The sequence below is a fragment of the Thiohalophilus sp. genome (genome assembly GCF_034521165.1).
Classification (GTDB): Bacteria; Pseudomonadota; Gammaproteobacteria; order UBA6429; family Thiohalophilaceae; genus Thiohalophilus.
Genome location: NZ_JAXHMV010000001.1, coordinates 130,122 through 144,312 on the forward strand (window position 1 = coordinate 130,122; position 14,191 = coordinate 144,312).

The following is a 14,191-nucleotide window of genomic DNA, read 5'->3' on the forward strand; positions in this document are numbered from 1 at the left end:
GCATTGCAAGCGGGTTACTTCAGGCGGCCTTCCAGTTGGAGGCGATTGCCCAGTGGGGCCAGCGCGTTACGCAAGGCATCGCTGGCCTGATCGCGGGCACGGGGTTGGGCATCCAGCCGATAGTGGCCGTTGGGGCGCAGCTGCCACTGGCCGTCGAGCGCCAGGGGCCCGCCATCATCACTCAACTTGCCGTGGATGATACCGTCGTTGGCCTGCAGGTCGCTCATCAGACCGCCCAGTTCAAACACCGTGTTATCGACCTCAACGCGGCCCTGTTGCCAGGCGAGGCGGCCGTCGAGACGCTGGACGGTGCCGTCATGATTTATCGCCAGATTTTCCACAGCCAGAGCAAGCTGGCCGTCCACTTGCGTCGGCATGGGGCTGTAGCGGGCAATGATCGGCTCAAGCCGTTTGGCCGGGAGCCGCCCGCTGATCTTTTCGGCGCCCAGGCGCATTGGCGAGAGATGGATTCGCCCGCGCAGAAATCCGCCTTCGGTGGCGGCGTCAATATCCACTCCAAGCCGGCCACCAAGCAGGGTGCCAAAACGTACCTGCCAACGTACCCGGTTTATCGCCATGCCCGCGACATTCAGCTGTTGTAATTCGCCGTGCCAGATGGTGCCGGCCACCGTGTTGACCTGTAGCCGGGGCGGCAACATCCCCCGATCGTCGATCTGTTGCCAGGCATGGTTAGCCGGCCAGCGGGCGAGCAGAAAAATCAGATAAAACAGCAGGCCGAGCCCCAGCCAACCAAATACTGACCAGGGAATGCGTGCCAGGCGGGAGCGCAGCCGGCTCATTGGGCCATCTCCAGGTTCAGCCGCACATCCACCAGCCCGCTGGCACCGGTGGCCTCGACTTGCAAGGCAGTGACACGTGCGCCGCTGCTTTGTTCCAGTTCATCGATCCAGGTTATCAATCGATCGAAGGCGACCCGTTCGAACCAGATCTGCACGCCATAATCCCCCTGCGGCTGAACCCGGTTGAGTTGTTCACCCATGCCGGCATTGCGCGCACTGCGGTCAACCAGACCGATCAACGACCGATCATCGGTGGCGGCAAGCGTGCCCGACTGATCGGTGCGGGCACGGATCGTGGCGGCGGCCTGTTTCATCCAGGCATGGGTTTCGCGCAGTTCGACCAGTTCCTGTTCCAGGGCGGCGCGTTGTTTTACCAGCGGCTCCCAGAGCCCGACATAGGCAAACACGATCACGGCCAGTGTGCCGCCGACGGCAAGAATCCAGCGCTCGCGGATGTTGCGTGCCTGCCACCAGAGCGTGATTTGCTGTTTCAGTGGCGCCAGTTGCTGATCAATTTGCGCGCGCAGGTTCATGTCGCCTCCCCGCGGATCAGCAAGCGGCCATCCGCCCGGTTACCCCGTGTGCTGGCCGAGCGTAATTCGACAGCCAGACCTTCGTAGGCGGCCAGTTTTTCACGGATCCGTTCCAGCGATTCGATCGAGGGCGCGCTCAGGTCCACCTCCAGCCGGTCGTCACGCAGACGCAGGGAACGCAATTGCGTGTCATCGCCCGCCAGTGCCGGCCCGGCCAGCGCCAGCAGATTGCTCAGGCGCGGGCTGTCAGTTTCCTCCGGGGTCGATTCCAGGGCGGCCAGGTGTTGACGCATTTGCACCCGCGGGTTGACCACCCGGCTGTCGGGGAACGTGTCTCGATAAATGGTTTCGATCGCTGTTTGCCGTTGATCCCGTTCGGCCTGCAAACGTTGTGTCTGGGCAAATTGCACGCTGTACTGGGCCAGCAGCCACACGATCAACAGCGCCGCGGCCGGCCGCAGGGGACGCCAGACCCAGTCCCAGCGAGCCTGACGGGCATACGCGCCCTGCAAAAGGTTCACGACCTGGCGTTCGTTCAGGCGCGAGGCCAGTCGTGGTAACAGCGACACGTCGCTGGTGGTGGTGTTAATGGCGATGTTGTCTTCGATTTCGGGATGGGCGGCCAGCACCGACTGTAAACGGGTTATCAGTGTCTGCGGCGCTTCGATTTCCAGGTCAGCGGGGAGATCGTCGTCGTCCATTTCCTGCAGTGCGGCTTCCAGGGTCAGTAGTGCGGCGTCCGGCTCCAGGGTGTAACTGCCGTTACCCAGTTGCAACAAGACCCGCTGCTCATCGGCCAGGATGTACCACTGTTGCGTATCCAGCGGAAGAATACCGTTTTCCGGGATCAGGGCGAGCGGGGTGATCGCCAGTTGTTCCAGCGCCTGCTCCCAGGTTCGCATTCGTTCATGATCCACGACCGCCGCGGTCAGGCCCGGGCCTTTCGTCGTCAGGCTGCTGGCAAAGTGGAAATCATTGATGTCTCCAATGAGTCGATCTTCCAGAGTATAGGGCAAGGCCTGGGCGATGCGATCGCGGCGCCGGGTCGGCAGATTGACTCGCGTGATCAGCACATCCGTTCCCGGCACCACGACGTAACAACGACGGCCGGCGAGGACCTGCTGCAGATTGTCGCTGCCGCTGCGCGCCTGGTGTTCCAGTTCCCCCCGGGCATTGATAACGGCATATTCGTATGAGCCATCAGAAGCGGCGGGCAGATGGAGAATGAGCTGTTCTGGCATGATCGTTGTCCTGCTCTCGATAAGACCGAGTGTACCCCACATTACCGGGCTGTGGCCAAATCGGACGTCGGGGATCGCGGACAGGGTTGCTGATAGCGTTGCAGTACCGTTCCCCGGTCGCCGTCGATCACCGCGCACTGGCTGTAGAGGAACGTGTCCTGTCGGATGGTAATGGCCAGCTCGATGTAACGGCCCCAGGCCCCCTGTTTTTCGCTATCCATTTCCTCTTGCGGAGGGAATTCGTAGGCATCGCGCAGCAGGGGCGGCAGCGAGGTTTCATTAAGCGCGGTGCCGCTTTCGGGCAGCGCTGTCACATACGGTTCCAGATACCGGTAGGCGGTCGGGTTCATGCCGCGGATCAGCAGCAACTCACTGGTCGAGAACAGCGGTTGATTGGCGGATCGATAAGGCGGCGATTGGCGCGTGTACCAGTCATCGTCGACCTCGGGATTTGCCCAGTCACGCAGTGCGCTGATAATCGCCCGGGGTTCCAGCGCCATGTCGCTATGACGCCGGTTAAGCGCATCGACCAGGCGAATAAAGCCGGCCTCCGTTGCCTTATCTTCAGGATCCAGCAGATTATTGAGATTAAGGCGGCAATGCAGATCCTTGAGGCGGGCCTGAATTTGAAAGCCGCCCATTTCCAGTTGTAACGGCGGGGTTTGACAGGTTCGGGTCAGCTCCTCGGCGAGTTCGGCATCGTTGCGTAAGGTAATAATGAGTTCGCTGGCCAGCGCTTCGATACTGCGGCCATACAGCTGGGCCTGACCGAGATTGTACGTGGTCAGGGAGCGGCGCAGGTCCAGTTGATGGCTGGCGGTCAGCGAGACAGTGGTCACCGTGGCCAGAGAGACGATCAACAGGGCGGTGATCAGCGCAACGCCGGTATTTTTTTTTCTACCAGAATGAACAGCGAGCTTTTGAAATGGCGTCATCATTCCACGGCGGGATGATCCGGATAGAGAATTTGCAACATTCTCAAGGTCGCCGCGGCTTCACGATCCCGATTCAGGTTTTCCAGTGCTTCGGCCTGGAGCGCCAGGGCATCCGCGGCGTGGCGGACACCCCGGTACTGCTCGGCCACCCAGGCGGCGCGCTCGGCGGCGGTGGCAAAATCGCCGGCTTGCATATCGTCGCGGGCGCGGCGTAATTCCTCGGCGGCCAGATCCCGACGCAGCTGTTGCATGCGTTGAAACGCGCTTTTTACTTCTTTACTTTCGGGATGGTGTTCCACCACCTTGCGATAATAGGCGAAGGCCTGGCGGGCCAATGAAGTCTTTCGGGGGGAGGAAGTGTCTGCATTCCAGAGCGCCCGGGCGGCTTCGGCGCGCAGAAAACGGGCATAGGCCCGCTCCGGGGTATCGGCCTCGCTGCCCTGTTTAAGCCAGATACTGGTCTGTTCAATGGTAAGATGGTAGTTTTTCAGGTGGTAATGGGTGTAGGCTTTTTCCAGCATGGCCTGTTGACCTTGCGGTGTATTCGGATAATCGGACAACAGGGTATCCAGGTGAGCCAGCGAGGCCTCGAGTTGTCCGTCCTCGCGAGCGGTCATCGCCTGCTGGTAAAGTGCCGCAGCCTCGTCGTGTTGCCGCTGGTTTCCCCCGAACACGGTGCAGCCGGATGAGAGCGCCGCCAGTGCGATAATAGCGATGAGGTTGCAAGTGATACGTTGGTAGGCGATTTTTATCATAATTTTAATGATTCCCCTCGGGCGAGGATGTATGCAAATACAAAAATATCATATCTGGCTGCGCCGTGTAGCGCTTTGTTTGCTGGTATCGGTGCTTTCGGCGCCGGGATTGGTGCCGGCCCAGAGCCGTGACGCCTCCGCTGGCAAGATTACACTGAATTTCGAAGAGGCGGATATTCGCTCCGTGATTGCGCTGGTCTCCGAGCAGACCGGGCGCAATTTTATCATCGACCCCCGGGTCAAGGGTAAGCTGACCATCATTTCCCAGCATCCGGTGGACCAACATCAGCTCTATGAAGTGTTTCTTTCCGCCTTGCAGCTTCACGGCTACACGGTCGTGTCGGGCGAGGGCGGGGATCGGATCATGCCGATGAGTCTGGCGCGCGGGGATCAAACCGAGGTGCTGGAACGCGGCGAGGATGCCGGCAGGGGTTACGAGTTCGTCACCCGGGTGCTGGCAACCGAGTATGTTGAGGCGGCCAAACTGGTTCCGGTGTTAAGACCGCTGTTGACCAAGGACGGCCATCTCGCCGCCTATGGAGATAATAACCATCTGATCATTTCCGATTCCGCCGGTATCGTCGAGCGGGTTCGCAAGCTCATCCGGCAGATTGATCGCGATACAACCGGTGTCACGGAAGTGGTGGAACTGGAACATGCCTCGGCGGCCGAAGTGGTGCGCATGGTGGAGTCCGTTGAAAACGAGGAGCGCAATGGACGTCGCCTGCTGCTGGTAGCCGATGAACGCGCCAATCGTATACTCATCGGTGGCGATCCGGCGCGGCGCTCCTCGGTGCGTTCCCTGATTCGGCGGTTGGATGAAAAAGGTATTGAAGACGAAGGCATTGCGGTGGTTTATCTGCGCTATACCGATGCCGAGGAGATGGTCCCCGTCCTGCAGGGTGTCGTGTCGCAGCAAATCGGAAGTAGTTCGGGAAGCGCGGCCGGCGGTGGTAAAGACACTGCCGCTTCGCGCCGGGTGTCATCCGCCGAGGGAGAGGTCAGTATCCAGGCGCACAAAAGTACCAATGCGCTGGTTATCAGCGGTCCGTCGGGCGTGGTGGACGATCTGCGCTCGGTGATCAAACGCCTGGATATTCGTCGGGCCCAGGTACTGGTGGAAGCGATCATCGCCGAGGTTTCCATGGAACGTCTGCAGGAGTTTGGCGTTCAGTGGGGTGCCCTGGGGGATGATGCCGTGGGTATGTTGAACTTTGGCGTAGCGGGTGCCGGCTCTTTGGCCAATATCGGCGCGGCGGTGGAGGCCGGGGGTATTCCGAATGTTGACGGTGCAACCGTCGGGGCCGCCGATTCGCAAGGCGAGATCGGCGCCCTGTTGCGGGCCCTGCTGGCGGATACGGGCACCAACGTGCTTTCGACCCCGTCGGTGATGACCATGGACAACGAAGAGGCCGAGATCGTGGTGGGACAGAATATCCCCTTCGTCACCGGCCGCGCGATCGAGGATTCCGGCCAGGCGTTTAATTCAATACAGCGCCAGGATGTCGGTATCAAGTTGCTCATCCGGCCACAGATTAACGAGGGCGATGCCATCAAATTGAATATCGAACAGGAGGTTTCCTCGGTTGCCGAATCACTGGCAGGGGCGCAAGATCTGATCACCAACAAGCGCAGCATCAAGACCACCGCGATGGTGGATGATGGGCAGATCATCGTCCTCGGCGGGCTGACCTCCGAAGAGGCGGCTACGCGTAACCAGCGGGTTCCCGGGCTGGGCAGCATACCGGGGCTGGGCTGGCTGTTTCGTTACGACCGCTCTACTGTGCTAAAACGCAATCTGATGGTCTTTTTGCGGCCACGTATTATTCAGGATCGGGATGACACGCGCGAGATCAGCAGCGCCAAATACCAGTTGATTCGCGCCCAGCAGCTCGCCAGCCGCGAGCGTGGGCTGGCTTTTCTGGACGATGAAATGATCCCGGTGCTGCGTTCCTCCGCCGAATTTATGACCCTGCCACCGGACTTTGAGGATCGCGTCGGCCCGCCGGGACGCCAGGGGGCCGATCGGGTTTATGCGCCGCCGCGTCCGGCGAATTAGGATCTGTTTCCATGCCGGCATTCGAATATCAGGCGCTGGAGGGTGACGGGCGCACCCGCAAGGGCGTCATCGAGGGAGACAGTGCCCGCCAGATCCGTTCGCGGTTAAGAGAAGAGGGGCTGACGCCGCTGAGCGTGGCGGAAGTGACGGCGGATGAACGCCAGGAAAAGGTTCGCCTGCTACCCCGCCGCGGGGTGCGCGCCGGCGATCTGGCCCTGATGACCCGGCAGATGGCCACGCTGGTGCGTTCCGGACTGCCGCTGGAGGAAGTCCTGCGCACCGTCGCCCGCCAGACTTCACAACCGCGCTTGCAGAGTGTGCTGGTCGCGGTACGCACCCGCATTACCGAAGGCCATGATCTGGCCGGCGCATTGGGCGAATTTACCCATGTTTTCCCCGATATCTACCGCGCCTCGGTGGCCGCCGGCGAGCAGTCCGGTCATCTGGATGTGGTGCTGGAGCGTCTGGCCGATTACACCGAAAAACGGCAACAGATGCGCCAGAAAGTCCAGCTGGCGCTGTTCTATCCGGCCATCCTGACCGTCATGGCGGTGCTGGTGACCGTCGCCTTGCTGGGCTATGTGGTTCCCGAAGTGGTACAGGTGTTTGAGAATATTAACCAGGAGCTGCCGGCGCTGACCGTGGGCCTGATCGCCGTTAGCGAGATCGTGCAATCCAGCGGGCTGACCATTGCCGGGGTGCTTGTCGTCGGGGGATTTTTACTGGCGCGCCTGCTGCGTCGTCCGGAACCCCGGCACAAATGGCACCGCTTGCTGCTGCGTTTGCCTGTCGTGGGGAACCTGGTGCGCGGCAGTAACAGCGCCCGCTTTGCCCGGACCCTGTCGATTGTCTCCGCCTCCGGGGTGCCGATTCTCGAAGCGCTGCGTATCGCGGGGGAGGTGGTCAATAATGTCGCCATGTACGAGGCCGTTTCCGCCGCCGCCCGGGAAGTACGCGAAGGTGGATCACTGGCCCGTGCCCTGGAGCGTAGTGGTTACTTCCCGCCGATGACCGTGCATCTGATCGCCAGTGGCGAGGCCAGCGGTAATCTCGACACCATGCTCGAACGGGCCGCCGAAAGTCAGGAACAGGAACTGGAGATGAGCACCGGCATGATCCTCGGCATCTTCGAACCGGCCCTGATACTGGTGATGGGGCTGGTCGTGCTCACCATCGTCCTGGCCATTCTCCTGCCGATTTTCGAAATCAACCAGCTGGTGCGTTAACTCACCGATCCGCCACAGACCGGCTGAAACAAACAAGCCTGCAAGCTGACGGCCCGGGCAAGGCCGTTATCTCGTTTGTAGGCAGTCCCGCTTGCGGGTTCCCGCATTCTTGCGATCTTCCTTCTCGTTCGGCTGCTTGCGGGCAGACTGTTTGTCCCGGTTTTTCCCGTGGCAATGGCCGCCTTTCTTGACAGCGGCAGCGGAGTGATTTCCTATAGCCCAACTTCCCTGATTGTTCTGGCCTGCCTGGTGAGGGGCAAAGTATGGGGCGTTGTGAAATGCCCGCTGCAGGGGGAGGGTCTCTAACTGAAGCGTTTGCCGCCCGGCCAGGCCCGGATCGAATGATCGGGCTCGACAACAGGATTGCAAATTCTCAATGCCGGAGGCCTTATGCCGCCAAATTGCAATTTGCAGTTTGACGAAAGTCGAAAACATCAACAAATATCTTGTATATCAAAAACTTACCCACCTGGCATGTAACCTGCATTATATGTGCCGGCGGGTATGGGAGGAGGTCAACATCATGATGATGCTATTCAATTTATTCCACCGCCCGAAGCGGCGACAGAATCGGCAGATCACCGAGCAGTCGCGTGAAGTAGAACTGACAGATGGACGAATGCTGGTTGTCCGCCAACGGGTGGAGTGTTTGGGAGACGGTTGTCCCAAACCGCAACTTTTGACGCTGAAGGCGTTATCGCTGGTCGAGCCGGGTGAAGTAGTGGAACTGGTAACCGACAGCGTGACCGCCGCGGAGACCATCTCGGCCATGATGAATCTGGCTGACGGGGAATACCTTGCAACCGAACGTGACGAGGGAGTCTGGCGGGTTTACATACAACGCCTGGCGAACGCTTCAGCAGAGCAAATTTGATAAGTGGTTCTGGTTTGTAATTCTGACCAGGTAAGTAGTAACAAGTAGTAACGGGATTATCCTGCGGGGGATCGATGAACGAACACACGGCAACGGCAACAACAAAAATCGAAAATTCAGGAGAAGGGCTGCTGCATCGTGGCAGTATTTGGTCAATTATCATCGTGGCGCTGGTGGCGATCGGTTCGGCAATCGCGTTAGCCGCTGATACGCGCTGGATCTATCTGCTGGTTTATGCGTGGTTCGGATTGATCTACGGTCTGCTGCTGCAATATGGCCGTTTTTGCATGGCCTCCGCGGTGCGGGATCTGTTTGCCGTGCAGGTGCCGAGGATGGCGGTCGGGATCATGATTGCCACGGCGCTCTTTTCACTGACCGCGGCACTGGTGACCGTCAGCGGCACCAGTACCTTTTATCCCCACCCGCTGGGCTGGCACATCATCATCGGCGGGCTGATTTTCGGCTTCGGTATGATTTTTACCGGGGGTTGTGCCTCCGGATCGCTCTACAAGAGCGGCGAGGGCAATGTCGGTTCCATGCTGGTGGTGGCCAGTATCTCCTTCTCCCAGGCCCTGTTCGTTGATCTCGGTTCCTGGTCCAATACCTTTGCACCGAAGTCATGGGCGGAATCGGCCGCTGACAAGGGCATGCCCCAGGAACTGTCGGTAACGGACGGCTGGTTTGACCAGTTCATGACCGGCTATATCTGGGATCTTTCCGGCGGCACGGTCGGCCAATGGCTGGATTCCGGCAATCAGTGGATTGACGCGTTTATCGGCAACGCCTTCCTCAGCGCAATTCTTCCTGTTCTGGTACTCGTTTTATTGCTTTATATCTTTGCCTATCGCAAGGGCTATCTGCGCCGGCACAAACAGGATACGCCGGGCATGGGTTTCGAGCTGCGCGGTATCTGGGCAATGATTACCTCATCGAAAAATACCGCCCTGGCCGGCATCGGTCTGGGGGTATTCGCCGGCTTGCATATGTGGGTCACCGGTTCCTTGCGGGAGCACTATCGCATTTTCAATTTTGGCGAGCTGCTGGAGAAGATGGGGCATACCTCCGGGCTTTCCATTCAGGGTACGGTTTTTGACCCGGGTTACTGGTATATCACCACCCAGGAAGCCCAGCTGGGCGGCTGGGTGCTCAACAAGGCCGGCGTTGAAAACATGGATAACGTCTATTTCGGGCTGAATAACGGTCTGCCGAGTCCGGAAATCAATGCGCCGTTGCTTATGTCAGCGGGCATTATCCTCGGGGCCGCCGTGCTCGCCCTGGCGCGCCGCGAGTTCAAATGGAAAATACCGGATATGGAAACGGCCATTTTCGCCATTGTCGGCGGGGCCATCATGGGGATCGGCGCGCGTATCGGCATGGGCTGTAATGTCGGCGCGTTCTTCGCGGCGGTCACCAATGGCGATCTGACGGGCTGGCTTTTCCTGGCCGGCATGGTGATTGGCGGCTACATCGGCGTGCGGACCTTTAACAAGTGGCTGATGTATCGCATGTCCCGTAATGATGACCTGGAATTGTAACAAGCTGTAGCGGCGGACAGTCTCGAACTGTCCGTCGAATATTGACGTAAGGAAGAGGAAGGAAGTAACCATGGCAATTAAATTTGAAAAAGTCGATGAAGGTGATTACCTGCTGGATGTGACCGGCTATGTCTGCCCGCATCCGCAAATGTATACCAAGAAGGCCCTGCAGAAGATGGACGGCGGCGATGTGCTGACGCTGAAGTTCGACAATCCCTCCTCGGGGGAGTCCATCATGGCGATGTGCGAGTCCGAAGGTAATGATCTGTTCAGTCGCGACGAGGATTCCGGCACCTATGTCTGGAAGATCCGCAAAGGGGCGGCCTGATGCGGCTGGGGGTTGTTGTCACAGACGGACAATTCGCGCAACAGGCGATTGCCCTGCTCAAGGGCGCGCAGGCCCGTGGCTGGCAACTGCGCTGTTTTTTGACCGACTCGGGGGTGAAATTACTCGGGGATGAGGCTTTTCGGGCGTTTCTCGATGGCAGCGAGGCGCATGTGTCCCTGTGCGAATTGTCCGTGGATCGCTATCCCGGTGCGGATCCCCACGAGGCCGGGCTGGCCGATCGGGTCATCATCGGCGGCCAGTACCAGGATGCGGAGCTGGTCAAAAACAGTGATCAGGTGATTGTTCTTTGAAGGAGATGAGATGAGTGAGACCAAAGAGATCCTGGTCATTGCCCGGGATCGCAAGAGTGAGGCGTTGCGCATGGCCACGGGGCTGACCCTGCTTGACGACGTGGTGAATGTGGCCGTCTGGGGCGAGCTGGATCGGGATGACGACGAGGTGGCGATGCAGCTCGAAGCCCTGGATTTTTCGGATGTGCCGGTGACGGAGCTGGCCACCAACATGGCCGCGAAACTGACCGGGATGATCAACCAGGCAAATGTGGTGTACATAGTATGAAAAACGAGAACAAGGTGATGTTGATTAGCGTGGCGGGCGGTCAGCCGGATTTTGACGAGACGCTGTACCGTGCCTTGCAGGATGAGGGGCTCACCTGTGCCCGGTTTGACCTGGACAGTGAGCTGGAACGGGTGCTGGATACGCTCGAAAGCGGCGCCATGCCGGTGGTGCTCAAACCCGCCCCGCGCTGATTGCAATTTACCACCGGCCATCGCCTGTTTGCGTAACTGCAATGTACCCGGTTCGGGCTTTTTAAGCTAACAGATTGATAAAAAAGAGAAATGTTGTTCTGGCACGTTACATGCAAACAGTTTTGACGAAGCAGGCTTGAGACAGTGGCCGACATTCAGGAGAGAGGATGAGATCATGAAAAAAACAGAAGCACAGCTCAATGAGACACTCAACAGCTGGCAAATATTGATAAGAGGTCTGGCACTGGTTGCCGCGATGGGCCTTGCCGGTTGTGTTGACAGCGACGAAGACTCAGTCAACAGTAGCGATAATGTCACCACGAATTCCGCGGCGGATATCGCCCAGGAATCCGCTGATAATTACGACAACAACGTCAATGGTCTGATTTCCGGCTCGACGCTGGAGAGCTGGATCGACGACTGGGAGGCTAACCGGCCCAGCGGGATCAGTGGCGACCTCGTCATCCTGCAAATCCATCCCGGGATGGCGCGTTACACCCAAGATACCGACTCGAACGGGACTTACGAGGAGACAAACGACCTGGCGTATATTTCTCCCGATGAAGCCGGAGGGGTGCGGGTTTACTCGGTGGATCACAACGACCTGCGCATGGATCGCTCCAACGGGGTGCTGACGACGCGCAGCATGGTGGCGGATGGTCCGACCATCGACGGCTTCCTGCAGGACCGCCAGATCGACCCCACCGAGGACATGATTGTCTTCGCGGTCGGGCAGGGCGGAAACTTCCAGGCCATGAAGCTCGGGCGCGGCTGGTACACCATGCGCTACTGGGGCGTGGAGAAGGAACATCTCGCCGTACTCAATGGCGGGGCGCAAGCTGTGATGGCCGAGAACTACATGGGCGCATCGGCCAGCGACCTCCCCTCGCAGCCCGGTGATTTCAGTGTCCGCGAACTCGAGCAGGACAATACCGCCCTTCAGGTGACCCTGGAAGAGATGATCCAGGAGGCGAGCAATGCCTCCGGGGATGTCTTCATCTGGGATGCGCGCAATATCGAGCAGTACAATGCGACCGAGGATCCCTTCCAGAATGGCGGTTCCGCTCAGGGCCATCCGAACGGGGCCGTGGAACTCAACTATGCGAATCTGCTCGTTTCGGATGCGTCGCAGACACCTCGGTTCCTGTATGGCTATCAGGATCTCAGCGGCGATTGCCCCGGTGATACGGATGCTAATGACGAAAGCATCTATGCTTTGACTGACGACGCCGATGGCACTAATGATAGCGATGCCGATCCCGCTAACGGGGATTGCTACTACCCCTCCTACGCCTGGCGCTCGAAGTCGGAACTCGAGACGGCCATGAACGGTGGCATCATCAATGGCGCCCAGTTCCAGGATCTGAACGGGGCCCTGGGTTCCGGGAATGCCTACCAGGACGGCCAGGAGGTCTGGACCTACTGCGAGACCACCTATCGGGCCATGGTGACCGGTTTCGCCACCGTGGGCATCCTTGGCCTGCCCACTCGCTTTTACGACGGCGCCATGGTCGAGTGGCACACCATGTCCAACGCCTATGACAAGTTCGGTAATCAGCTCCTGCCGGGGGATTCCCCGTGGCGGACCGACAAGAACAGTGTCTCGTTCTTCAAATACAACAAGCAGTCCCTGACGGAGCCCCGTCGGATCGATGATCCCTACGCCGATAACACCAACGCCATCATCCTTGCCGATCGGGCCTACAAGATCTCCGGTAGTGGTGATAGTGGCGGCGACGACGATGACAGCGGTGCCACGCTGCCTCCGAACCCCTGTGGTGGGTAAAACGCGGTTGGCAAGTTTGACCGTACGACATATATGAACCTCCCATTAGAGGCCCGTCTTTGACGGGCCTATTTTTTTTGCGGGAACAGAACAACGTGCAGACAAAACGCCTTTTTCTGATTCTGATTGCCGCGATCGCGGCCGGATTTTTATGGTTTGGCGGGATGGCGCCACCGCAGGAGAATGTGGAAACCGTTCTCGAGCACCACTGGGAACGGCCCATTCCGTTTCAGGGCGATCCGCCGCATGATTTCAGCGATCTGGAGGCCTCGCTGGATCCGCAAAGCTGCGCGCAATGTCATGCCGAACAGCATGCGGACTGGCAGCAAAGCCTGCATAGCGAAACCTTCTCGCCGGGCCTGCGCTGGCAACTGGCCCTGATGTCGCCCGAGCAGGGCCAGAGCTGTTTGAAATGCCATGCCCCGATGAGCGAACAGACGGCGCTGGTGGCGGCCGAACTGGACTGGGCCGGTGCGCCGCAGGAGGCACCGCCGGCGCATGTTCCCCGCGATCTGCACAGGCAGGGCCTGGCCTGTGCCGCCTGCCATGTACGTCAGCACCAGCGCGTGGGGCCGCCGCCGCGCGATCCGAACATCGATCCCGAGCAGGGTCCGCATGGCGGGTTCACCGCCAGGGCGGCCTTCGAGGACAGCCGTTTTTGCGCGGCCTGTCACCAGTTTCCCGAGGACGGACCCCGGGTGAACGGCAAGCTGCGCGAGAACACCGTGGTCCAGTGGCAACAGTCACGCCATGCCGACGAAGGCCGCACCTGCCAGAACTGTCACATGCCGGATCGGCGCCATCAGTGGCGCGGCATCCACGATCCGGCCATGACCGCCTCGGCGCTGGAGACGGCGTTCCTGGTCGATGCGAACAAGGTAACAGTGACAGTAAAAAATGTCGGCGCCGGTCATCATTTTCCCACCTACATGGTGCCGGAGATCGCGTTACGCCTGGAACGGGTGAGGCAGGACGGCAGCAGAAAGGCGCTCGCCCGCGAGGTGATTGCCTGGCGCGCCAATCTGGCGCTCACCGAAGAGGCGTTTGATACGCGCATAAAAAGTGGCGAGACGCATACGTTCGAAGCGCCACTGTCGACGCCGCTGGCGGACGATGAATCGCTGGAACTGGTAATGGACGTGGCACCCCGGCGGATGTACGAGCGGATTTTCGAGGATTACAGGCAAAAGCAGGGGGACAAGCTCGATCCCGACGTGCGCGCTCTGCTGACGCTCTCCATTGCCGAGGCCCGTAACAGCCGTTATCAGCGGACTTTGGCATATTATCCTCCCCGGGTTGCAAATTGAGCCCCGACCCGGGGTAAATTTCACTCTGCAATCTCGAACTGG

Annotated in this window: 15 protein-coding genes; 10 read left to right on the forward strand and 5 right to left on the reverse strand. The window is 59.5% G+C overall.

Annotated features, from left to right (window positions below; translation table 11 throughout):
• Nucleotides 1-14: 14 nt before the first annotated feature.
• Genes U5K34_RS00635 through U5K34_RS00655 form a run of 5 tightly spaced genes read right to left on the reverse strand, consistent with a single transcriptional unit; the run spans nt 15 to nt 4,264 of the window.
• The gene (locus U5K34_RS00635; protein ID WP_322566604.1) at nt 15-800 is read right to left on the reverse strand and encodes a type II secretion system protein N; all 786 of its coding nucleotides are present in this window, start codon (nt 798-800) and stop codon (nt 15-17) included.
• Complete coding sequence (locus U5K34_RS00640) at nt 797-1,333, reverse strand: type II secretion system protein M (protein ID WP_322566605.1); 537 nt, start codon at nt 1,331-1,333, stop codon at nt 797-799. The genes U5K34_RS00635 and U5K34_RS00640 overlap by 4 nt, the downstream gene beginning before the upstream one ends.
• Nucleotides 1,330-2,574 carry a type II secretion system protein GspL gene (gspL, locus tag U5K34_RS00645; RefSeq protein WP_322566606.1) on the reverse strand — a complete coding sequence of 415 codons (1,245 nt, stop codon included), beginning with the start codon at nt 2,572-2,574 and terminating at the stop codon, nt 1,330-1,332. The genes U5K34_RS00640 and gspL overlap by 4 nt, the downstream gene beginning before the upstream one ends.
• Before the next feature lie 41 nt (nt 2,575-2,615).
• Entirely contained in the window at nt 2,616-3,512 is an 897-nt protein-coding gene (gene gspK / locus U5K34_RS00650) for a type II secretion system minor pseudopilin GspK (RefSeq protein ID WP_322566607.1), read from the reverse strand.
• On the reverse strand, nt 3,509-4,264 hold the full coding sequence (locus U5K34_RS00655; RefSeq protein ID WP_322566608.1) for an outer membrane protein assembly factor BamD: 756 nt from the start codon (nt 4,262-4,264) through the stop codon (nt 3,509-3,511). Before U5K34_RS00655 ends, gspK begins: the two co-directional genes overlap by 4 nt.
• Before the next feature lie 31 nt (nt 4,265-4,295).
• On the opposite strand from U5K34_RS00655, the gene gspD reads away from it, so the two are divergent.
• From gspD to U5K34_RS00705, 10 genes are all read left to right on the forward strand, one after another.
• Complete coding sequence (gene gspD / locus U5K34_RS00660; protein ID WP_322566609.1) at nt 4,296-6,323, forward strand: type II secretion system secretin GspD; 2,028 nt, start codon at nt 4,296-4,298, stop codon at nt 6,321-6,323.
• Nucleotides 6,324-6,334: 11 nt separating this feature from the next.
• Nucleotides 6,335-7,549, forward strand: coding sequence for a type II secretion system inner membrane protein GspF (gene gspF, locus U5K34_RS00665; protein WP_322566610.1), 1,215 nt, complete (start codon nt 6,335-6,337; stop codon nt 7,547-7,549).
• 376 nt (nt 7,550-7,925) lie between these two features.
• Nucleotides 7,926-8,423, forward strand: a complete 498-nt coding sequence (locus tag U5K34_RS00670) for a sulfurtransferase TusA family protein (RefSeq protein WP_322566611.1) — start codon at nt 7,926-7,928, stop codon at nt 8,421-8,423.
• Between the two features lie 74 nt (nt 8,424-8,497).
• Complete coding sequence (locus U5K34_RS00675) at nt 8,498-9,958, forward strand: YeeE/YedE family protein (protein WP_322566612.1); 1,461 nt, start codon at nt 8,498-8,500, stop codon at nt 9,956-9,958.
• 70 nt (nt 9,959-10,028) lie between these two features.
• Entirely contained in the window at nt 10,029-10,286 is a 258-nt protein-coding gene (locus U5K34_RS00680) for a sulfurtransferase TusA family protein (RefSeq protein WP_322566613.1), read from the forward strand.
• The gene (locus U5K34_RS00685; RefSeq protein WP_322566614.1) at nt 10,286-10,597 is read left to right on the forward strand and encodes a hypothetical protein; all 312 of its coding nucleotides are present in this window, start codon (nt 10,286-10,288) and stop codon (nt 10,595-10,597) included. The genes U5K34_RS00680 and U5K34_RS00685 overlap by 1 nt, the downstream gene beginning before the upstream one ends.
• 10 nt (nt 10,598-10,607) lie before the next feature.
• Entirely contained in the window at nt 10,608-10,865 is a 258-nt protein-coding gene (locus U5K34_RS00690; protein ID WP_322565200.1) for a hypothetical protein, read from the forward strand.
• The gene (locus U5K34_RS00695; RefSeq protein WP_322566615.1) at nt 10,862-11,056 is read left to right on the forward strand and encodes a hypothetical protein; all 195 of its coding nucleotides are present in this window, start codon (nt 10,862-10,864) and stop codon (nt 11,054-11,056) included. Before U5K34_RS00690 ends, U5K34_RS00695 begins: the two co-directional genes overlap by 4 nt.
• 175 nt (nt 11,057-11,231) lie before the next feature.
• Nucleotides 11,232-12,842 carry a hypothetical protein gene (locus U5K34_RS00700; protein ID WP_322566616.1) on the forward strand — a complete coding sequence of 537 codons (1,611 nt, stop codon included), beginning with the start codon at nt 11,232-11,234 and terminating at the stop codon, nt 12,840-12,842.
• Nucleotides 12,843-12,937: 95 nt separating this feature from the next.
• Complete coding sequence (locus U5K34_RS00705) at nt 12,938-14,149, forward strand: multiheme c-type cytochrome (protein ID WP_322566617.1); 1,212 nt, start codon at nt 12,938-12,940, stop codon at nt 14,147-14,149.
• Nucleotides 14,150-14,191 lie beyond the last annotated feature (42 nt).